We start from the raw sequence: 19,839 nt of genomic DNA on the forward strand, positions 1-19,839 counted from the left end.
CTCACCCCCACCTAGGAGTCCTCGATGAACAAGTCCCTTTCCCTGCATGCCCGTTCGGCGGTCGCGACCGGTATCGGTCTCGCGGTCCTCGGTCTCGGTACGGCGGTTCCGGCCGCCGCCGCCACGGCCTCGGCGCCCGCTCCGCAGGTCAGCGGCTCCGGCTACTCGGCCTACACCGGCTCCGCCGCCGAGTCCGACGCCAGCCAGGCCTTCTTCCAGGCCGTCCTGAAGTCGGTCGCGGAGAAGCGCGCCGCCAACCCGACCAGCGCGGCGGCCGTCACGGTGATCTACGACGCCTCCCGCGCGCCCACCTTCGCCACCCAGATAGCCCGCTCCACCGCGATCTGGAACGGCGCGGTGACGAACGTGAGACTCCAGTCAGGGTCCGCGTCCAGCGCCAACTTCAGCTACCGCGAGGGCAACGACTCCCGTGGCTCCTTCGCCTCCACCGACGGCCACGGGCGCGGGTACGTCTTCCTCGACTACCGGCAGAACCAGCAGTACGACTCGACCCGCGTCACCGCCCACGAGACCGGGCACGTGCTCGGTCTGCCGGACCACTACACGGGCCCGTGCAGCGAGCTGATGTCCGGCGGCGGCCCCGGCACGTCCTGCACCAACTCCAACCCCAACGCCGCCGAGCGGGCCCGGGTGAACCAGCTGTGGGCGAACGGCCTCGCCGCCGCCCTCGACCAGGCCGCGAGCGACAAGGCCCTCCAGAAGTCCGGGCGTTAGGAACTGACGCCGGGTACTGACCACCCAGCACTCACCACCCCCCACCAGGTGCGGGCCGCCTTCTGCACGAGGCGGCCCGCACCCATCTGTGTCGGCGGGAGCGGGTTGGTCCGCGGACGTCAGTGCGGCGAGGCGATGGCCCGGGCCGCCGCCACCTCCTGGCGCAGCGGCTCCAGCACGCTCCCGGCCGGCCCGGTCAGGTCGGTACGGACCTCCACCAGCACCTCGGACTCCCGTACGCCGTCCGCCAACTCCCGCAGCTGAAGCGTCACTTGGTGGATCTCTCCCGCGGACGGCGGAGCCGCTCCGTGGCGCACCCGCACCCGGGCCGCCGCCGTCGCGTCCACGATCCGTTCCACGGCGACGACCAGCGGCCACCAGGCGGCGGCCCGGCGGCCGGTCGGCGGGGGTTCGGTCAGGGCGCGCTGGAACTCGGTGCGGATGACGGACAGATCGCGGTAGAGACGGCGCCGCATCCGGGCCCGCGCGGCCGGTTCGGTGTCGTCGCCGAACGCGGACTCGACGTAGCGCGCGGTGTCGGTGACCGCGTCCGCGAGGCGGTCGCCGACGCGGGTGTGCCAGCTCTCCGGCCACAGCAGATAGCCGGCGACCAGGGCGATGCCGCAGCCCATGAGGGAGTCGAGCAGGCGGGGCAGGAGCAGGGCGGTGCCCTGGTGGTTGAGGACGTCGGACAGGAGCAGGATCACCGGGGTGATGGCGGCGGTCTGGTAGCCGTAGCCGCGGGGTGTGAGGAGCGGGATCAAGGGGGCCAGGCAGAGCAGGACCGCCACGTCCCACCAACCGCGCGGCACCTGTGAGAGCACCGCCGCCGCGACGAGCAGGCCGGCCACCGTGCCGAGGGCGCGCAGCAGGGCGCGGGAGAAGACGGAGCCGAAGTCCGGCTTCATCACGAAGGTGATGGTGAGCGCGACCCAGTACGAGCGCGGCACGGGCACGATCGAGACCAGGGCCTGGGCGATGCCGATGCACAGGGCCAGGCGCAGTCCGTAGCGCCAGGAGGCCGCGGAGAGGGTGACGTTGCGCAGGGCGCGGGCGGTGCGGATGCCGAGGGCGGCGGGCCGGCCGAGGCGGTCGTCGATGCCGCGTGGGTCGACGTCGGGCCGGGCGACGACCTCGGCCGCGTGGCGCAGGGCGTGGTCGACGGCGCGGGCGGTCTCCGAGGCGGGCGCCGGGAGCCTGAGCCCTATCGGCCCGGTGTAGCCGGTCTCCACGGCGTGCGCGAGGTGGCGTACCGCTTCCGGGATCTCGGCCGGCATGGGGATGCCGGCGAGATGGGCGGCGGGGGCGGCCTCCACGACCGGGGTGATGGCGTTCAACTGGGCGAGCAGCCGGGTCAGTTCGGTGCTGCGGCCGTGGTGGCGGGCGCGCCGGGCGAGGATGAGGTCGTAGGACTGGTTCAGGGACTGGGTGACGGCGTGCCGGGCCTCGTCGTACTCCTCCCGCCCGCAGGCCGCCATCAGTTCGGCCACCTGCCGGTAGGTCCCGCCGACCGCCGCCCGCTCCGGCACCCCCGACCTGAGCGGCCAGGCGAGCAGCGCGAGGAGCAGCACCAGCAGCCCGCCGCCGGACATCAGCAGCGGCGCCAGCCACCACGCGCCGGGCAGTGGCAGGCCCGCGCCGATCACACAGTTCAGGAGCAGCAGCAGTCCGGATACGGAGGCGACCGCGCCGATCGTCGAGATCATCCCGGAGGCGAGCGCGACGGCGGTGACGGCGGCGACCGCGAGCCAGCCGTGCCCCTCGACCAGGGCGCCCAGGGTCACGCCGATCGCGCCGAAGAGCTGCGGGATCGCGATCTTCAGCAGCCGCATCCGGTACGCGTCGGCGGTGTCGCTGATCACGCCGGACAGGGCGCCCATGGAGGCGAGCGCGCCGTACGCCGCGTGGTCGGCGGCGAGGCCGATCAGCAGGGGCAGGGCCATCGCGATCGCGGCGCGGGCCACGGCGGGGCGGTTGACGGGGGTCTGCTGGGCTCGGAGGTTCCGCACCAGCCAGTCGGGAGGGGTGAGGCCGATGGGGAACTCGCGGGGCATGCGCCCATTATGGGCACCCCGTCCCGGGTCAACCGCGCTGGTGGAGCGTGATGTCGACGACCAGGGCCCGGTGGTCGGTGTCGGCCAGCGTGAGGAACCGGGCGCGGCTCGCGGAGAAGTCCCGTGACACCAGGACGTGGTCGATCTGCGCGCCGATCACCCCGGCCGTGCGGGACGGCCAGCTGGGCGTGCGGTCGTGACCGGCGAGCCGGGCCGCGTCGCGCAGCCCGGCGCCGAGGATGGAGCGGAAGGCCGCGTGGTCCTGGGAGGCGTTGAAGTCCCCGGCCAGGATGGCGGGGGCGTCCCGGTCGGCGGCGGCCACGTCCCGCAACCGGCCCAACTCCCGTTGCCAGACGTCCACCTGGCCGGGCAGCGGGGGCATCGGGTGCGCGAGCTGGAGCCGTACGGACGCGCCGCGCACGTCGGCGACGGCTCCGGGCATGCCCATCGTGCCGGCGACTCCCTCGGTCGCGCGCAGGGGGAAACGGCTGAGGATGATCGACCCCTCCGAGCCGCCCGCCCGGACGGCCCGGCGGTAGGGGTACTCGGCGGCGAAGGTGCCCTCCAGGGTGTCCTGGCAGGTGTACTCGCACTCCTCCACGAACACGATGTCCGGCCGCTCGCGGTGCAGGACGGGGACGAGGGAGGGGGCGCCGCGGCCGAACTCCACGTTCGAGGTGAGCACCTTGAGCTCGGCGACCGGCGTCCCGTCGGGCTCGTCGCCGCTGCCGTACGGCTCGATGAGCCACGCGAGCAGTCCGAGCAGGACGATCCCCCACACCAGTCCGGTCCGCCAGCGCGCCAGCAGCGCGAGCAGCAGGGCGAAGCCGGTGGGGGCGAGCAGCCAGGGGAGGAAGGCGAGGATCTGGGGGACGGGGGTGAAGCCGTCGCTGTCGAGGAGACGGCAGCCGACGATCAGGCTCAGTGCGGCGAACAGTACGGCGGCGGGCCACAGTCCGGCACGCGGCACCCGGCGTCGACGCTCGCCGTCACGGGGGCCGCCGCCCCCGTCCCCCCGCTTCGGCCTGAACGGCCTCGTCCGCAAACGCCGGACGGGCTGAATGGTCACTCGCCCGACATTACGGGCACGCGTCCATCCGCGCCAGGAACTTCCCCAACGCCTCGTCGAACTCCGCCGGTCGCTCCAGGTTCGGCAGATGAGCCGCCCCCGCGATCACCCGCAACGTCGAGTCGGGCAGCGCCGCGTGCATCGCCTCGGCGTCCGAGACCGGGGTGTACTCGTCGTCCGCGCCCACGACGACCAGGGCCGGGACGGTGACCCGGGTGAGCAGGTCGCGGTAGTCGGGGCGGGCGGCCCGGGCGCGCAGGGCGGCCGCGGCGGCCTGTGGCGCGGTGGCCGTCATCATGCGGTGCACGTGCGCCTTGACCTCGGCGTCGGCGTACGGCGTCACCATCTTCTCCAGCACCTCGTCGGCGTACCCGCGCATGCCCTCCCGCAGCAGCCGGTCCGCCATGGCGTGCCGGGCCCGGACGCCCTCGGGGGTCTCGGCGGCGGGGAAGGTGTCGGCGAGGACCAGGCCCCGGACGCGGTCCGGGAACCGCCGGTAGCAGTCCATGACGATCTGGCCGCCCATGGAGAGACCGCCCAGCACGCACGTCTCCACGTCCGACGCGTCCAGCAGCGCCTCGATGTCCTGCGCGAACTGCTCGAAGGCCGTGATCCCGGGGGACGGCGGGGAGGCGCCGTAGCCGCGCAGGTCGGGGGCGAGGACGCGGCGGGTGGCGGAGAAGGCGGTGAGCTGCGGGCGCCACATCGTGTGGTCGAAGGGATGGCCGTGGACGAGGACGAGCGGGATCGGCGGCATGTGATCGACGGTAGGCAGGGGCAACTCCTCGGTGCAATAAAATCTTTGCCCTCGGTGCAATGGGGAGAACGGGAGAGGTTCCGAGCAATGACGGGAACGGGAGGGGCTCCGATGAGACGACCGCACGACTTCCGCGCGATCGCCGACCGCATAGGCGCCGACATCGCCGCCGGACGGCTCCGCCCGGGCGAACGGCTGCCCCCGCAGCGGGCGTTCGCGCGCCGGCACGGGATCGCCGCCTCGACGGCGGAGCGGGCGTACGGCGAACTCGTGCGGCGCGGGCTGGTGGTGGGCGAGGTCGGCCGCGGCACCTTCGTACGGGCCGCCGCCCCGCAGCCGACCGGGCGGGCGCTCACCGAGCCGGCCGCCGAGGAACCGGTCGCCCTTGTGCCCGGCGAACCTTCCGCGCCGGTCAACCTGGAGCTCAACTACCCGTCCGTGCCTGGCCAGTCGGAGTTGCTCGCGCCCGCCCTCGCCCCGCTCCTGCGCCCCGACGTCCTGACCGAGGCCCTCCGCCCGGCCCCGGTCACCGGCACCGCGTCCGCCCGCGAGGCGGCATCCGATCTGCTCGCCGTCCCCGGTTGGCGCCCCGACCCCGCCGGTCTCCTCTTCACCGGCAACGCCCGCCAGGCCATCGCCGCCGCCCTCGCCTCACTGGTCCGCCCGGGAGGCCGGGTCGGCGTCGAGGAGTTGACGTATCCGCTGGTCAAGGAGATCGCGGGACGGCTGGGCTGCACGCTGGTGCCGTTGCTGGGCGACGCGGACGGGCCGCTCCCGGACGCACTGGCGGCCACCCACCGCACGGCTCCCCTCTCCGCGCTCTATCTCCAGCCGACGCTGCACAACCCGACGGCACGGTCGATGAGCGCCGGGAGGCGACACGAACTGGCGGAAGCCGTAAGGGGGTTGGCCATCCCCGTCGTGGAGGACCGCATCTGGTCCTTTCTCGACGCGGCGACCGGCACCGCCCCCTTCGCCGCCCACGCCCCCGAACTCACCCATGTCGTCGACGGGTTGTCCAAGCGGGTCGCGCCCGGGCTCACCGTCGGCTTTCTCGTCGTACCGCCGCGGCGGGTGGAGACGGTGGCGGCGGCCGTGCGGTCCGGGGGATGGAGTGCGGGGCGGTTCGCGCTGGAGGCGGGCGTGCGGTGGATCGGGGACGGGACGGTGGCGCGGTTGGTCGCGGCGAAGCGGGCGGACGCGGTGCGTCGGCAGGGGGTGCTGGCCGAGGTGCTCGACGGGTTCCGGGTGCGGTCGGATCCGCGGGCCTATTTCGCCTGGTGGGAGCTGCCGGCCCCCTGGCGCGCGGACACGTTCACCGCGGCCGCGGCGGCCCACGGCATCGCCGTCACCCCGGGTTCCGCCTTCGCCGTCGACCCGCGCCGCACACCGGACGCGGTCAGGCTTGGACTCGGGTCGGCCCGTTTGCCGGATCTGGAGCGGGCGTTGCGGGTGCTCGGCGGCGTCGTACGAGGTGCAGGACGAGGTGTCCCCAGCGGGCCGTCAGCCAGGTGGTCACCGCGACCGTGAGGCCCAACGCCAGCAGGAGCCAGGCGGTTTGGCGGAGGGTCGTGGTGAGGGCGTCGTAGATCGCCGCCGCCGCGGGGCGGTGGGTCTCGTCGGGGAGGTCGGTGAGGGTGAGGTGGCGGCCCAGGGCGACGGCGAGGCCCAGGGCGGCGCCGCCCAGCGCCGTGCCGAGAGCGGTCGCGGTGAGGGCGCGGCGGCGGCAGGCGGCGAGCGCGATGCCGGCCACGGCGAAGACGACGGCCGCCAACGGCAGCCAGAAACCGGCGACTTCCAGCACGTGGAAACCCTTTCGGAACCGGTCCACTTCCTGGGCCGGGAGGACGGCGACTCGGGTGTGTTCGACGGGGATGTCGGCGGCCAACGGCACGTGGTCGAGCGACAGTCGGGCCTTCAGCCGGGTGGTGACCGGAGCGAGGTCGACGGTCACGTCCTCGTGGTCCGTCCTGTCGCGCAGCGCGGTCAGCACTGCGTCGTGGACGGCCCGGTTGCCGGTGTCCCAGGCCGTGCGGAAGGCCTCGGTCGTGGTGAACGAACGGACCGCGTCCCGTACGAAGGGGCGGGCGGCGGTGGGCAGGGGGCCTGTGTCGGTCCGGTCGTCGACCTCGTGCATGATTCCGGCCCCGACGGAGTCGGCGACGGCGTCCCGCACCGCGGGGTCCTTGGCCAGCGGCGCCATCGTGGTGACGTACCGGCCGGTGTCGGCGAGCCCGTACGCCGCCCAGGCCGCCAGCGCGCCGAACGGCGCGAGGACGCACGCGAGGGTGAGCAGAGCGGCCGCCAGGGCGCTCCTGGGACGGGAGGGCACCCTCTCAGGCAAAACGGTCGGGGGGACGGGCGCGAGCGGGGTGACTCCATCTGGGCGCACGCTGCCAGTCGAACGGGCGCTGTGCGTCGGAAACCGTGGCGGAGCTGGGCATTCCGCTCTCCGGTGGAGGGTTCACCCGAACGGGTGTTTCCTGGTGCTGGGGAGAAGGAGGCCGATCCATGCGCACCACTCCGGCCCTGCGGACCCTGGCCGCGGTACTGCTCACCGGTGGCACCCTCGTCGCCGCGGCGGCGGGCACCTCGGCCGCAGCCGCTGCCCCGCCGACGTACGCCGACGGTCATGGCGGCGGTGGCGGATCCGGCGGTCCGATCTGGGGCACCATCGTCTCCCGCTCCGCACTGAACGTGCGGTCGGGTCCCACCGTCAACTCCTCCGTCGTCGACCAGCTCTCGCCGGGCAGTCAGGACCGTGTCGAGTGCATGGTCCAGGGCCAGAGCGTCAACGGAAACCCGTACTGGTACTGGCTCGTCGGCGCCCAGGGCTGGGCGAGCGCCGCCTTCGTGGACACCGACGGGCAATGGGTGCCGACCTGCGCGGACCCCTGTCCGCAGTGGCGGGACGGCAACTGGTCCAACGCGAACTGGAACGATCCGAACTGGAACGACGGCTCCTGGGCCACGTCGAGTTCCGGGTCCTGGAGCGCCTCGGGTTCGTGGAGCTTCAGCGCCTCCGGATCCTCGTCGTCGGCCTGGGACTGGCTGCCTTGGTGACGCTGCCTCGGTGAGGTGAGGGAAACCGAGGGAGATCACGAGAGACCGAGGGAGTCGGAGAACGCGCGGGCCCCGGCGGATCCATCCGCCGGGGCCCACGCGTGTGCGGTGCCGTACGTCAGCGCAGGCGGTTTCCCTCGCCGTCCTCGCGCGTGTAGTAGCGGTAGAAGAAGACACCGAAGACGGCCGCCGTGACGACGATGCCCAGCGCCACCGAGCGGTAGATCGACTCGCCGGTCTGGCTGTAGAGGAAGCCGACCGCGGCGCCCGCGAAGCCGGACTTCACCAGCGAGTGCAGTTCGCGCTTGAGCAGCGGGGCGAACGTCGCGACCGCGAGGCACAGCACGATGAACGCGGCCGCGCTGACGAAGCCGAACAGGATGTTCCAGCCGGTGATCTCGCCGCCGCCGCGCCGGTTCGCGGCGGCCCAGTAGCCGAAGACGAGTCCGAGGATCACCGGGACCCCGTAGCGCGCCGCCCGGTGCACGCGGTCGTCGAAGATGTCGGGTGTGTGGACGGGCCGGGTCGTCCGGCCCGCGAACCGGCTGCCGGTCCTGCCACGCATTCCGCCGGGCGTGGGTGCCGCTTGAGCCATGAGAGTGCTCCTCTCTCTCCTCGCCCCCGACTTCCAGAGCACACCTGGAAAAGGGAGCTGGCAAGTCGTCGTGCCCGGATGCGGGCGGTGGGGGCGCGTGTTTCGCTGGGCCGCATGAGACGGGCCGGGGCTCGGCGCGGTGACCCGGCCGCCCGGCATCAGATGCTGCGGGTGCGGGGGCGCAGTGTGGCCTGGGTGCCGCCGCTGGTGCTGCTGCTCGCGATCGCCGCCGTGGACTGGAACACCACCGGCGAGTTCCGGGTCATCTCCTGGATCGTGCTCGTGCCCGGGATCGCCGCCGCGATCTGCGGGGTGTGGGGCACCGCCGTCATGTCCGTGCTGGCCGTCCTCACCTACGTCGTGGTCGACAGCGCGTGGCCCGGCGAGTACCAGGCCGGCTGGCCCGACTTCGTGCTCGTCCTCGTCGGCGGCATCCTCGCCACCCTCGCCTGCGTGGTCCGGGTCCGCGGCGAACTCCGCATGCTGCACATCCGGGACGTCGCCGACACCACCCGCCGTACCGTCCTGCGCCCCCTGCCCCCGCACTGGGGCGGCCTCGAACACGCCGCCGTCTATCTCTCCTCCGACGTCGAGGCACGCGTCGGCGGCGACTTCTACGACATCCAGCCCGGCCCGCACGGCACCCGCGTCCTCGTCGGTGACGTGCAGGGCAAGGGCCTGGGCGCGGTGGAGGCGGCGGCCGCGCTGCTGGGCACGTTCCGGGAGGCCGGGTACCACGAGGCGGATCTCGGCACGGTCGCCGAGCGGCTGGAGATCCGGATGCTGCGGCACCGACGCCGGAACGCGGCGCTCGGCCCGGACCGGGGGACGCCCGCGCCGGCGCGAGGGGCTCCCGACCGCCCGTTGGACGGCGACCGGTTCGCCACCGCCGCCCTGGTCGGCTTTCCCGCGGACGACCCGGGCGCCGTGGACGTGCTCCTTTTCGGCCACGAACCCCCGCTGCTCGTCGGTCCCGGCGGGGTACGTCCCGTGCCGCCGGGCGACGGACTTCCGCTCGGCCTCGGTGAACTCGCCGTCGACGGGCCGCCGTCCGTGCGCCGGGTGCCGCTCGCGCCCGGCGAGACGCTGCTGCTCACCACCGACGGGGTGACCGAAGCGCGGGACGGGGACGGGGAGTTCTATCCGCTGGCCGCCGACGTGGCCCGCGCCGTCGCGGCCGACCCGCGCACCGCCGAACCCCGGCGGCTGGTGGCCTTCGTACGGGATCGCACCCTGCGCCACTGCGGCGGGCGGCTCGTCGACGACACCACGGTGTTCGCGGTGCGGCGCGACGGGGAACAGGAGGAACGGGGGGAACAGGGGGAAGGGGGGTAACGGGTGGTCGGAAGTGGACGTTTGCAGTCCTGAGACCCACCTTTGCAGCCGCAGCGGTTACGGTGCTGGCGTACGTGATCGTCGGGGGATGGGGAGGGAACGATGCCCGGAACCGTGCTGCTGCTGGCCGCTTCACCGGTCGGCAGGGGGTGCCTGGTGGACGCGGCCTCGGTGCTCCCCGTTCTCGCCGCGGTCCCGCCCGCCGTGTTGTCCGGCACGGACACGGCCAACGTCGTCGAGCTCGCCGACCCGTTGGAGCCGCAGGCCGTCCTGACCCGGCTGCGTGCCGCGGCGACCGCGCCGGGTCCCTTGACGCTCTTCGTCACCGGGCAGCTCCAACTCGACCGGCGGCAGCGGCTGCCGCACCTCGCGCTGGCCCGCACGACGCCGTCCACGGTCCGCTACACAGGTCTGCCCTGGCAGTGGATCCGTGAGGAGCTGCGGCTGCGGCCGCCGGGGGCGACGACGATTCTCTTCGATCTGCATGCGGACGTGGAGACGTGGGAGTGGTTGCGTTCGAACCCCCTCGACTGCGGTCGCAACAACGCGGTCTACGGCCGTGCAGCACCGCCACCGGGTCGGCGGACCGTGGCTGTGCCTACGTACATGAAGGCCGTGGCGACGATTCTGCGCAGTGGGTTTCGGCCGCCGGTGGAGCAGTTGCATCAGCAGGCGTTGGCCCGGGTGGGCCCGGACGGCTTCGCCGACCTGCTGTTCGCGAGCGAGCCGGGGGTGATGGGCACCGTCCCTGGGGGCACCGTCCCTGGGGGCACCGTCCCTGGGGGCTCCGCCCCCAGACCCCCATATCGGCCTGAACGGCCTCGTCCTCAAACGCCGGACGGGCTGGAAAATGAACGGAGTTACGGCGAAGCCGCCGACCCCGGCAAAGCCGCCGATCCCGGCAGGGGCCACGACCTCGGCAGAGTCTCCGATCCCGGCAGGGCCCCCGACCCTGGCAGGGGCCCCGGTCCCGGCAGGGCCCCCGACTCTGGCAGGGTCCCCGATCCCGGCAGGGCCCCCGACCCTGGCAGGGGCCCCGGTCCCGGCAGGGCCCCCGACTCTGGCAGGGCCCCCGATCCCGGCACGAGTCCCGCCCTCGGCAGGGGCCCCGATCCCGGCAGAGCTGCCGCCCCCGGCAGGAGCCCGGACCCTGGCAGAGCCGCCGATCCCGGCAAGGGGGCCGACCCCTACGTCGAAATCTCCGCCGCCGTCCAATCCGGCCGCCACCCCGACGCCGACGCCCTCGCCGCCACGCACGAGCAGCTCGCCGTGCGGGCGCATGGGCCCGGGTCCGAGGACGCGTTGCACTGGGCCGAAGTTCGGGCGGATCTGGCGATGTTCGCTGGGGATCCGGTGCGTAGTTGTCGGACCTGGCTGGCGGTGGCCGGGGCGCGGCTGACGGCCGGGTGGCCGGCCGATGCGCCGGATGTGGAGGCGGCCGTGGACCGGGCGCACCATCAGTGGGGGCAGGTCGTCGATCCGGTCGCCGCGCGTGAACTCGGCGCGGAGCTGGCCGACTTGAGGTCGCGGGTGCCGGGGCGGCGCGAGGGCGCGCTGGATCATGTGCAGCGTCAGCTGCGGCAGTTGCAGACGCAGAGCTAGGGCGGTGCCGGCCTAGGGCCTGTCCGGCGGATCAGGCCGGCTATGAGGTGCGGTACCTCTTGGCCGAGCCGAGCGGGGTCTGGTGCGTGCAGCTGCAAGGCGGAGGAGGGAGTCGACGCGATGGGGGTCCCCCCGCGCGAGCGAAGCCGAGCGTGGGGGAGTCGGCGACCGACGACAACGCGGCTGGGGGTCCCCCCCCCACGCCTTTAAGGCAGTGGGGGAGTGCGTGCCAGGGCCCGCGACGCCGGACTGATCCGCCGGACAGGCCCTAGGTGAGGTAGGTCAGCGCCCCCGACACCAGTGTCCGTACGCCCGGTGCCACCGTCGACAGGTCCGGGGCGAAGTGCGGGCTGTGGTTGCTGGGGACGGCGTCGAACTTCTCCATCAGGTCCGTGCCGGGGGCCGCGTTCCAGGTCTCGGCCGGCGTGGAGGTCACGAACCAGTAGGAGTACGGGAGTTCGTCGAGGGCGAGGCGGGAGAAGTCCTCGCTGCCCATCGCCGGGCCGGGGTCGAAGACGGTGGCCGCGCCGAAGACCTCGCGGTGGACGGCGGCCACGCGGTGGTCGGTGTCGGGGTCGTTGACGGTGACCGGGAACTCGTCGCCCAGGATCAGTTCGGGCTCGCGCGGACAGCCCGCCGCACGGCACTCGCCCTCGGCGATCCGGCGGACCGCGGCGACCATCCGGTCCCGTACCGCCGGGGACTGGGTGCGCAGGTTGAGCCAGATCCGGGCGGTGGCCGGGATGATGTTCGGGGCCGTGCCCGCCTCGATGCGGCCGACGGTCAGGACGGCCGACTCGCGGGGCGCGATCTCCCGGCTGACGACCGTCTGGAGGCGGGTGACGATGTGCGCGGCCGTGACGATCGGGTCGACCGTCGTCTCCGGGCGGGAGCCGTGGCCGCCCTCGCCGTGCACCACGATCTCGACGTCCGTCGACGCCGACATGATCAGTCCGGGCACGTGCGCGTACAGGCCCGCCGGGCCCGGCGCCACATGCTGGCCGAGCAGCACGTCGGGGCGCGGGAAACGGTCGTAGAGCCCGTCCTCGATCATCGCGGCGGCGCCGCCCCCGGTCTCCTCGGCGGGCTGGCCGAGCACGAGGAGCGTGCCGGACCAGGTGTCGCGGCCCGCGGCCAATGCGGCGGCGGCGCCCGCGAGCCAGGTGACGTGCAGGTCGTGGCCGCAGGCGTGCATCAGGCCCGGGGTGGTGGAGGCGTAGGGCAGACCGGTCCGTTCCTCGACCGGCAGCGCGTCCATGTCGGCGCGCAGGAGGACGGTCGGTCCGTCGCCGTTGCGCAGCAGGCCCACCACGCCGGTGCCGCCGATGCCCTCGGTCGTCTCGTAGCCGGCGGCGGTGAGGCGCTGGGCGAGCACGCCCGCCGTGCGGTGCTCCTTGAACGCCGGTTCCGGATGGCGGTGCAGGTCCCGGTAGAGGTCCTCCAGCGCCGGGACCGCGAGGTCGGCGGTGAGGTCCAGGGCGGTGCGCGCGGCGGCAGAGGTCATGCGGGCAGCGTATGGGGCCCGGATGTCACCCGCATGGGGGCGTTCGCGCGGCCGGAATCCGGTGGCGCTGCTATCCACGGAGGAGGGGGACGGTCACCACCGATTCCACCGAAGGAAGGCCCTGATGGCCACCACGCTCACCACGCCCACCGGCTCCACCACGCTCTCCATAGATTTCACGCAAGGCCTCAACGACGCCTGGTCGAAGGTCGCCCAGTTCGTGCCGAAGCTCATCGGCTTCCTGGTCGTGCTGGCCATCGGCTGGTTCATCTCGAAGATGATCGCCCGCGTCCTGGACCGGGTGCTGCGCAAGGTCGGCTCGGAGCGACTGTCCGAACGGGCCGGCACGCAACGGCTGTTGAGCGACTCCAAGTACGACATGACGGGCATCGTCTGCAAGATCGTCTACTACGCGCTGATGCTGATCACCCTCCAGCTCGCGCTCGGCGTCTTCGGCACCAACCCGGTCTCCACGATGATCAACGGCATCGTCGCCTGGCTGCCGCGCGGCATCGTCGCGGTCGTCCTGATCGTGGTCGCCATGGCCATCGCGAACGCGGTTCGCTCCATCGTCACCGGCGCGCTGTCCTCGGTCTCCTACGGCCGCACGGTCGGCACCGTCATGTGGGCCTGCATCCTCGCCCTGGGCGTCATCGCCGCCCTCGGCCAGGCGGGCATCGCCACCACGGTCACCCAGCCCGTCCTCTACGCGGCCCTCGCGACCGGCGCCGGCATCCTGATCGTCGGTGTCGGCGGCGGCATGATCGGCCCGATGCGCCAGCGCTGGGAGCGCATGCTGACCACCGTCGAGACGGAGTCGACCCGCGCCAAGGGCAGCATGGCGGCCTACCAGGCGGGCCGTGAGGACGCCCTCGGCAACGCGCCGGCACGGGAGCGCACAGACATGCGCGGCGGCGACATGGGGATGGGCGGCGGCGGTACGGACATGCGGGGGCCCGGCGGGATGTGACGCCGAGCGGGTACGAGCGGGCGGGCGGCGGGCGCGAGGGGGGCCGCCGCCCGCCACACGCGGGGTTCGGCAACGCCCTGAACGGGCGCGGGGCTGTGTCAATGTGCGGCTCCGCCGCGTGGGCGCGACCGGCCACGCGGCGCGGCGGCCGAGCGACGGCAGGGGGGCGCGTACCGCCGGGCACCCACTGGGAGGGGGGTCCAGCAACGCCGTAGAGGGGCGCGGGGCTGTGTCAATGTGCGGCTCCGCCGCGTGGGCGCGACCGGCCACGACGGCGCGGTAGCCGGGCGACGACCTTCAGCCGCCCGTCCCGCGGAGCAGATCGTGCCGATGCACCAGCCAGCTGATGGCGGTCAGCCGGCACACCGCGTAGTCGTGCCCGACCGGCTCGCGCCAGTCGATCTCCTCCAGCGCGTCCAGGAACCCGAGCGCGTAGTCGGCGAGGACCTCGCGGTGCGGGGGTCGGGGGATCAGCCCGGAGTGATTGACCGCGAGCCGTTCCCTGAGTTCGGCCACGTGCTGATCGACGGCGGCCACGAATCCGGGCTCGAACGCGAACTCCGCGAAGCGGGGTGCGAACGAGCCGGTGATTCTGGCCAAGGGGGACATTTCTCTACGGTAAGTGGGTCGGGGGCGGTTGATTACGTGATTTCCCTCACCGCTGAGTCGTCGTGTGTCGTACCTGCTCACGGGCAGGTTCGGGCCCCGTCGCCCGGGCCGGGCCCGCGTTCGCCGCGAGGATCAGGGTCACTACGGTGACCACGGCGGCGGTCAGGCTCCTGGCGTAACGCTGGACGGTGCTGGTGCGTTCGAGCACGGTCACCTCGCAACAGCCAAATGTTGAACGAAAGCCAACGGTTAAACACGTTTACTGTGCGGTTTAACCTAGGGGCTGACAGAGCCGAACGGCAAGGGGCGCAGGGGGAGTTGGCCGATGACGGACCGCGATGACCCGGGCACTATCGGGCGAAGAGTGCAGCATCTGCGGGCCGAACGGGGGCTGACCCAGAAACAGTTGGCCGAGCCCGCGTACACCCCCGCCTACATCTCCACCCTGGAGGCGGGCCGGGTGCGCGCCTCCGACGAGGCGCTGCGGCACATCGCCGAGCGGCTCGGGGTGGCGTACGAGGAACTGGCGACCGGCCGGCCGGCCCACCTCGCGACCGATCTCCGGCTCCGGCTGACCGAGGCGCAGCGCACGCTCGCCACCGGCGCGGCCGAGGAGGCGGCCGGGCAGTACGCCGCGCTGCTCGCCGAGGCCGAGGCGCACGAACTGACCGACGTCGAGGCCGTCGCCCTGCTCGGGCTCGGCGAGTGCGCCATCGACACCGGCGAACTGGCCGCCGCCCGCCTGTACTTCGAGCGCTCCGAACAGGCCCTCGCCGACGCCCCGCTGCCCGCCCGCGTGCCCGCCCTGCGCGGCCGCGCCGTCTCCCACTACCTGGCCGGCGAACTCCGGTACGCCGTCTACCTGCTGGAGTCCACCCTCGACGAACTCAACCGCGGCGGACTGCACGACCCCGACGCGCTGCTCCTCCTCTACGCCAGCATCATCGGCCCCTACATGGACATGGGCGCCCAGGCCCGCGCCGCCCAGGCCGCCGAGTTCGCGCTCGCCCTCGCCCCGCAGTCGCAGGACCCGGCCCTGGTCGCCCGGATGCACCGCTCGGTGGCCCGCACCCTGCTCGCCGAGGGCCGGATCGCCGAGGCCGACGCCTCCCTCGTCAAGGCCGCCGAGCTCTACCGCACCCTCCAGCTCCGCACCGAGCTCGCCAACTGCCACTGGATGCGCGGCTACGTCTCCGCGCAGAACGGCGAACTGGAGCGCGCCGAGGGCGAGTTGCGCGAGGCCCTCGCCATGCTCACCGCCAAGCGCGCCGCGCTCTACAGCAGCCAGGTCGCCGTCGAACTCGCCGACGTACTGCACCGGCGCGGCAAGTCCGACGAGGCCGCCGCGATCCTGGAGGACGTCCTGGGCGGCCTCAGCTCCGAACGCGGCGCCCTGCACTCCGCCGCCGCGCACCGCCTGCTCGGCATCATCGCCGAGGACGCCCGCGACACCGATGCCGCCGAGGAGCACTACGTCCGCGCCCTGAGCCTGCTGGAACGGGCCGGAGCCGCCGGCGACCTCGCCGACCTGTGCCGTCTGCTCGGCGACCTGCTGCGCCGCACCGGCCGGGTGGAAGCCGCCCTCGACGCCTACCGCACCGGCCTCGGCCACCGCACCTCCCCGGGCACCACGACCCTGGGCCCGGCCCCGGCGCAGCCGCCCCTGTGACCTCGGCCGATGTGATCCACAGCGCGCTCTCCGGCGAACCCGGGGTGGGGCACAGCGGCACCCGTTAGCCTGCGCGGGACGTTTCCGGCACTACTGGGACAGGCGCGTGCAGAATCAGCGGACGGTGGTCGACGGCGTGCGCCTCGTCGTACGCGCGCTGGTGTACGCCGTGCTCGGCGGCTCCGCGCTGATCGCCATCGCCACCGTCGTCTCCGTGCTCGGGCCGATGCTCGCGCTCGACCTCTACACCCCGCCGGTCGCCGCCTGGTGGACCGTGTTCACCGCGATCGCCGTCCAGGGCGTGCCCTTCCTGCTGCTCGGCACCGTCGTCTCCGCGGCGATCGGCGCCTTCGTACCGGAGCGCGTCTTCACCAGGCTCCTCCCCCGCAACCCCGCCCTCGCCGTGCCCGTCGCGGGCGCCGCCGGAGTCGTCCTGCCCGGGTGCGAGTGCGCGTCCGTGCCGGTGGCCGGGAGCCTGATGCGGCGCGGGGTGACGCCCGCCGCCGCCCTCGCCTTCCTCCTCTCCGCGCCCGCCATCAACCCGGTGGTCCTGGTCGCGACCTCGATCGCCTTCCCCGGCCGGCCCGGGATGGTCCTCGCCCGGCTCGTCGCCTCGCTCGCGACCGCCGTGGTGATGGGCTGGCTGTGGGCCCGGTTCGGGAAGGACGAGTGGCTGCGGATGCCGGCGGCGAGGGGTGGTGGTCCGGGCGACGCCTCCGGCCCGCGCGCCTTCCTCACCGGTCTCCAGCACGACTTCCTGCACGCCGGCGGCTTCCTCGTGCTCGGCGCCGCGGCCGCCGCGACCTTCAACATCGCCGTACCCCGGTCCGTCCTGGACCTGTTCACCGGTTCCGCCTGGGCCGCCGTGGGGCTGCTCGCGGTGCTCGCCGTCGTGCTGTGCGTGTGCAGCGAGGCGGACGCCTTCGTCGCCGCCTCCCTCAGCGCCTTCCCGCTCACCGCGCGACTGGCGTTCATGGTGGTCGGCCCGATGGTCGACCTGAAACTGATCGCCCTCCAGGCGGGCACGTTCGGCCGCTCCTTCGCCGTCCGCTTCTCCTCGACGACCTGGCTGGTGGCCGTGACGAGCAGCGTCCTGGTGGGGTGGTGGCTGCTGTGAGACTCCGCCGGTACGGGCCCGCCGTACTGCTCCTGCTGACGGGCGGCGCGGTGCTCCGCGTGACGCTCTTCAGCGACCTGTACCTGAGGTACGTACAGCCGGCCCTGCGGCCGTACCTGATCGTCTCCGGGGTGGCGCTGGTGCTGCTCGGCGTGACGACGGCGGTACTGAGGCGGGAGGCGTACGAGGGGGAGGACGAGGGCGAGGGAGAGGACGAGCACGAGGGGCATGGGCACGGTGACGGGCACGGCGGGCACCGTCACGGCGCCGCCGGGCCCCGTGTCGCCTGGTTGCTCACTCTCCCCGCCCTCGCCCTCCTGCTCTTCCCTCCCCCCGCCCTCGGCTCCTACAGCGCCGGGCGGGAGGCCGCGCAGCGGGCGGCCCAGGGAGTCGGGAGCTTTCCCGCGCTGCCCGCCGGGAACCCGGTCGAGCTGAGCGTCGGCCAGTTCAGCTCGCGGGCGATCTACGACAGCGGACGGTCCCTGAAGGGCCGGACGGTCAGGATGACCGGCTTCGTCACCCACGGGGACGACGGCACCTGGTACGTCACCCGGCTCCTGGTCTCCTGCTGCGCCGCCGACGCCACCACCAGCAAGGTCGAGATCCGCGGCGACGACGCCCCGCCCACCGACACCTGGGTCACCGTCACCGGCACCTGGCACCCCAAGGGCGAGCTGGGCTCGGACGCGGCGTGGCCGCCGGTGCTGGACGTGACGTCGGTCCGGCAGGTGAAGCAGCCGGCGGATCCGTACGAGAAGCGGTAGACCCTGCGCCGGACGCGACGTGTTTCGGTCCTCGGGGCACGGGTAGTCGGCCGGGGTCCGGTGCCGTGGACGGCGTCGGCCGCTTCGCCATCGTGGCCGCGCCCGTGCGAAGGAGGCGGTGGCTGTGCGGCCCAGGCACGACGGCCGTGACGCCCGCGGCGACCCGACGAACCGAGAGATACCCGGGCTGCTGTGCCGGGTGGCGGTCGGACTGCTTCCGGTGACCGGCGCGAGCATGTCGCTCTACAGCCACGGGCTCCCGGTCCGGCTCGGCGCGAGCAACGCACAGGCCTCCTGCATGGGCGACCTCCAGGCCACGCTCGGCGACGGGCCCTGCCGGTCCGCCGTACGGGCCCGGGCCCCCGTGCTCGCCGACGACCTGACCTGCCCCGAGGACGCCGGTCGCTGGCCGGTCTTCGCCGAGCGGGCCACGGCGGCCGGGGTGCGGGCGGCGTACGCGATCCCGCTCGGCGACGACGCCGTGTGCGTCGGCACGCTCGACCTGTACCGCGACACCCCGGGCGCGCTCACCGGCGGCGAACTGGACACCGCCCGGCGGCTCGCCGCGCTGATGACGGCCGCGCTGACGACCCTCGGCGGCCTGACCGACGGACACGACGACGTCCACCAGGCCACCGGCATGATCATGGCCCAACTCGGCGTCTCCGACGGCGACGCCCTCGCCCGCCTCCGCGGCCACGCCTTCGCCCACGACCGCACGGTCGTCGACGTGGCCAGGGAGGTGGTGGGACGCCGGATGCGGTTCGAGCTGGAGGAGGCGGAGGAGCCGGAATAGGCGCAGGGAGGACGCGAGTCGCTCCAGGGAGGACGGGAGCAGGCGAAGGGCCGCCCTCGTCAGACCTGTGCCCGCCCCTGCTTCCGTACGTCCGCCAGCCGCTGTGCCCCGACCTCCAGCGTCGCGTTCGTGATGTCCGGGGAGACCTCGCCCAGACCGCCGTTGGTGACGGCGATGGTGTCGTCGCCGGTGCGGGCCGCGGCGACGTCGAGGGTGAGGACCGTCGGGTCGCCGTCGGGTGTCTCGGAGGTCAGGGTGACGCGCAGGCCCTGCCGGGTGTCGCCGACCTCCGGCAGGGCGGCCTCGGTGACCTGGACGGTCTGGACGGTGCCGCGTTCGGTCACCGCCGTGAACCGGGCGCACTTCTGCGGCAGCGACTTCAGCCAGGTCAGCGTCCGGTCGACGTCGGCGGGCGGCAGGGCGAGCACCTGGTACCGCAGTTGGGCCTCGTCCATGGTGTCGTCGAGGCCGGTCGCGGCCCGGGGTTCGGCGCCCGCGCCGAACAGGTCGTCGGCGTACAGCGCGTCGAGCAGCCGGCGGCAGTCGGGCGCGTTCGTGGTCGCCTTCAGCAGGGCGTCCCGCCAGGTCGCCGCGCCCTGGGTCGGCGCCCACGGGTCGCCGAGGTCGGCCTCGGTGACCAGGGCGGCCTGGGCCTGCGCGGTGGTGAGACCGCCGGGAGTGGTCGCCGCGGCCGGGGCGGACGGCGACGCGGAGGTCGGGGGCGCGGAGGACGGGATCGTGGGCAGCGGCGCGTGCGCCTGCGGCGGCGTGCTGAGACAGGCCGACGCCGTGAGCAGGGTGCCCGCCGAGAGCGCGGAGGCGACGAGGACGCGGGCCGGGGGACGGGGCATCGAAGCCTCCTGGGAGACGGACGGGGGACGCGCGAGGAGCCGTACGGGACGTCGTACGGCGGTGTGCGCGGGGCCGGTTACGTCTCCAAGGGATCACCGCGTCCGGCGCTCCACCAGCGAGCCGGGCCGTCCGGGTTACCCGGGCACCCGGGGGTTGTCCCTGCTCGGCCCCGATATTGCGTGGCACCCGTACCCCGCCCCTGGCTACCGTGGTCGGTATGAAGCGCGCCCAGCCGTCTGTCACGACGACGCCGGAGAGTGTCCCGGCGCGCTGATCCACGACTGGATGACCGAAGCCCCGGGGCGAGTGCCCCGGGGTTTTTCGTCGCCCGTCGGCTCCTCGCCCCGC

The 19,839-nt window shown here is 73.7% G+C and carries 18 protein-coding genes; 10 read left to right on the top strand and 8 right to left on the bottom strand.

Annotation, left to right across the window (positions count from 1 at the left end):
* Positions 1-24: 24 nt before the first annotated feature.
* Complete coding sequence (gene snpA / locus ACIP6U_RS22455; RefSeq protein ID WP_401720467.1) at positions 25-735, top strand: snapalysin; 711 nt, start codon at positions 25-27, stop codon at positions 733-735.
* A 119-nt stretch (positions 736-854) separates the two neighbouring features.
* On the opposite strand, the gene ACIP6U_RS22460 is transcribed toward snpA, so the two are convergent.
* The 3 genes from ACIP6U_RS22460 to ACIP6U_RS22470 all read right to left on the bottom strand — a co-directional run bounded on the left by ACIP6U_RS22460 (position 855) and on the right by ACIP6U_RS22470 (position 4,615).
* Positions 855-2,789 carry an FUSC family protein gene (locus tag ACIP6U_RS22460; protein WP_401720470.1) on the bottom strand — a complete coding sequence of 645 codons (1,935 nt, stop codon included), beginning with the start codon at positions 2,787-2,789 and terminating at the stop codon, positions 855-857.
* Positions 2,790-2,817: 28 nt separating this feature from the next.
* Positions 2,818-3,759, bottom strand: a complete 942-nt coding sequence (locus tag ACIP6U_RS22465; protein ID WP_401720473.1) for an endonuclease/exonuclease/phosphatase family protein — start codon at positions 3,757-3,759, stop codon at positions 2,818-2,820.
* 109 nt (positions 3,760-3,868) lie between these two features.
* A complete protein-coding gene (locus tag ACIP6U_RS22470) occupies positions 3,869-4,615 on the bottom strand; it encodes an alpha/beta fold hydrolase (protein WP_401720476.1) in 747 nt (248 codons plus the stop codon).
* A 111-nt stretch (positions 4,616-4,726) separates the two neighbouring features.
* On the opposite strand from ACIP6U_RS22470, the gene ACIP6U_RS22475 reads away from it, so the two are divergent.
* Together ACIP6U_RS22475 and ACIP6U_RS22480 are read left to right on the top strand one after the other, a co-directional pair.
* Complete coding sequence (locus tag ACIP6U_RS22475) at positions 4,727-6,145, top strand: PLP-dependent aminotransferase family protein (protein WP_401720478.1); 1,419 nt, start codon at positions 4,727-4,729, stop codon at positions 6,143-6,145.
* Positions 6,146-7,126: 981 nt separating this feature from the next.
* Complete coding sequence (locus tag ACIP6U_RS22480) at positions 7,127-7,678, top strand: SH3 domain-containing protein (protein WP_401720481.1); 552 nt, start codon at positions 7,127-7,129, stop codon at positions 7,676-7,678.
* Between the two features lie 118 nt (positions 7,679-7,796).
* On the opposite strand, the gene ACIP6U_RS22485 is transcribed toward ACIP6U_RS22480, so the two are convergent.
* Complete coding sequence (locus ACIP6U_RS22485) at positions 7,797-8,273, bottom strand: hypothetical protein (protein WP_401720483.1); 477 nt, start codon at positions 8,271-8,273, stop codon at positions 7,797-7,799.
* Between the two features lie 114 nt (positions 8,274-8,387).
* Between ACIP6U_RS22485 and ACIP6U_RS22490 the strand changes: the two genes are divergently transcribed.
* Both ACIP6U_RS22490 and ACIP6U_RS22495 read left to right on the top strand, forming a co-directional pair.
* The gene (locus tag ACIP6U_RS22490) at positions 8,388-9,608 is read left to right on the top strand and encodes a PP2C family protein-serine/threonine phosphatase (protein WP_401720486.1); all 1,221 of its coding nucleotides are present in this window, start codon (positions 8,388-8,390) and stop codon (positions 9,606-9,608) included.
* Positions 9,609-9,710: 102 nt separating this feature from the next.
* On the top strand, positions 9,711-11,210 hold the full coding sequence (locus tag ACIP6U_RS22495; RefSeq protein ID WP_401720488.1) for a hypothetical protein: 1,500 nt from the start codon (positions 9,711-9,713) through the stop codon (positions 11,208-11,210).
* A gap of 268 nt (positions 11,211-11,478) precedes the next feature.
* On the opposite strand, the gene ACIP6U_RS22500 is transcribed toward ACIP6U_RS22495, so the two are convergent.
* Positions 11,479-12,714 carry an amidohydrolase gene (locus ACIP6U_RS22500; protein WP_401720491.1) on the bottom strand — a complete coding sequence of 412 codons (1,236 nt, stop codon included), beginning with the start codon at positions 12,712-12,714 and terminating at the stop codon, positions 11,479-11,481.
* 124 nt (positions 12,715-12,838) lie between these two features.
* Between ACIP6U_RS22500 and ACIP6U_RS22505 the strand changes: the two genes are divergently transcribed.
* The gene (locus ACIP6U_RS22505) at positions 12,839-13,684 is read left to right on the top strand and encodes a hypothetical protein (protein WP_401720494.1); all 846 of its coding nucleotides are present in this window, start codon (positions 12,839-12,841) and stop codon (positions 13,682-13,684) included.
* Positions 13,685-13,981: 297 nt separating this feature from the next.
* On the opposite strand, the gene ACIP6U_RS22510 is transcribed toward ACIP6U_RS22505, so the two are convergent.
* A complete protein-coding gene (locus tag ACIP6U_RS22510) occupies positions 13,982-14,293 on the bottom strand; it encodes a DUF6401 family natural product biosynthesis protein (RefSeq protein ID WP_401720496.1) in 312 nt (103 codons plus the stop codon).
* A gap of 46 nt (positions 14,294-14,339) precedes the next feature.
* Complete coding sequence (locus ACIP6U_RS22515; RefSeq protein WP_401720621.1) at positions 14,340-14,507, bottom strand: hypothetical protein; 168 nt, start codon at positions 14,505-14,507, stop codon at positions 14,340-14,342.
* A gap of 111 nt (positions 14,508-14,618) precedes the next feature.
* Here ACIP6U_RS22515 and ACIP6U_RS22520 point away from each other — a divergent pair, with 111 nt between their 5' ends.
* The 4 genes from ACIP6U_RS22520 to ACIP6U_RS22535 all read left to right on the top strand — a co-directional run bounded on the left by ACIP6U_RS22520 (position 14,619) and on the right by ACIP6U_RS22535 (position 18,639).
* Positions 14,619-15,962, top strand: a complete 1,344-nt coding sequence (locus tag ACIP6U_RS22520) for a tetratricopeptide repeat protein (protein WP_401720498.1) — start codon at positions 14,619-14,621, stop codon at positions 15,960-15,962.
* Between the two features lie 106 nt (positions 15,963-16,068).
* Positions 16,069-17,079 carry a permease gene (locus ACIP6U_RS22525; protein ID WP_401720501.1) on the top strand — a complete coding sequence of 337 codons (1,011 nt, stop codon included), beginning with the start codon at positions 16,069-16,071 and terminating at the stop codon, positions 17,077-17,079.
* The gene (locus tag ACIP6U_RS22530) at positions 17,076-17,843 is read left to right on the top strand and encodes a TIGR03943 family putative permease subunit (RefSeq protein ID WP_401720503.1); all 768 of its coding nucleotides are present in this window, start codon (positions 17,076-17,078) and stop codon (positions 17,841-17,843) included. Before ACIP6U_RS22525 ends, ACIP6U_RS22530 begins: the two co-directional genes overlap by 4 nt.
* A gap of 118 nt (positions 17,844-17,961) precedes the next feature.
* Positions 17,962-18,639 (top strand): GAF and ANTAR domain-containing protein, encoded by a 678-nt coding sequence (locus ACIP6U_RS22535; RefSeq protein ID WP_401720506.1) that lies wholly within the window; start codon positions 17,962-17,964, stop codon positions 18,637-18,639.
* A 59-nt stretch (positions 18,640-18,698) separates the two neighbouring features.
* On the opposite strand, the gene ACIP6U_RS22540 is transcribed toward ACIP6U_RS22535, so the two are convergent.
* Complete coding sequence (locus ACIP6U_RS22540) at positions 18,699-19,490, bottom strand: hypothetical protein (RefSeq protein ID WP_401720509.1); 792 nt, start codon at positions 19,488-19,490, stop codon at positions 18,699-18,701.
* Between the last annotated feature and the right edge of the window lie 349 nt (positions 19,491-19,839).

The organism is Streptomyces sp. NPDC088794, from assembly GCF_044750545.1.
Classification (GTDB): Bacteria; Actinomycetota; Actinomycetes; order Streptomycetales; family Streptomycetaceae; genus Streptomyces.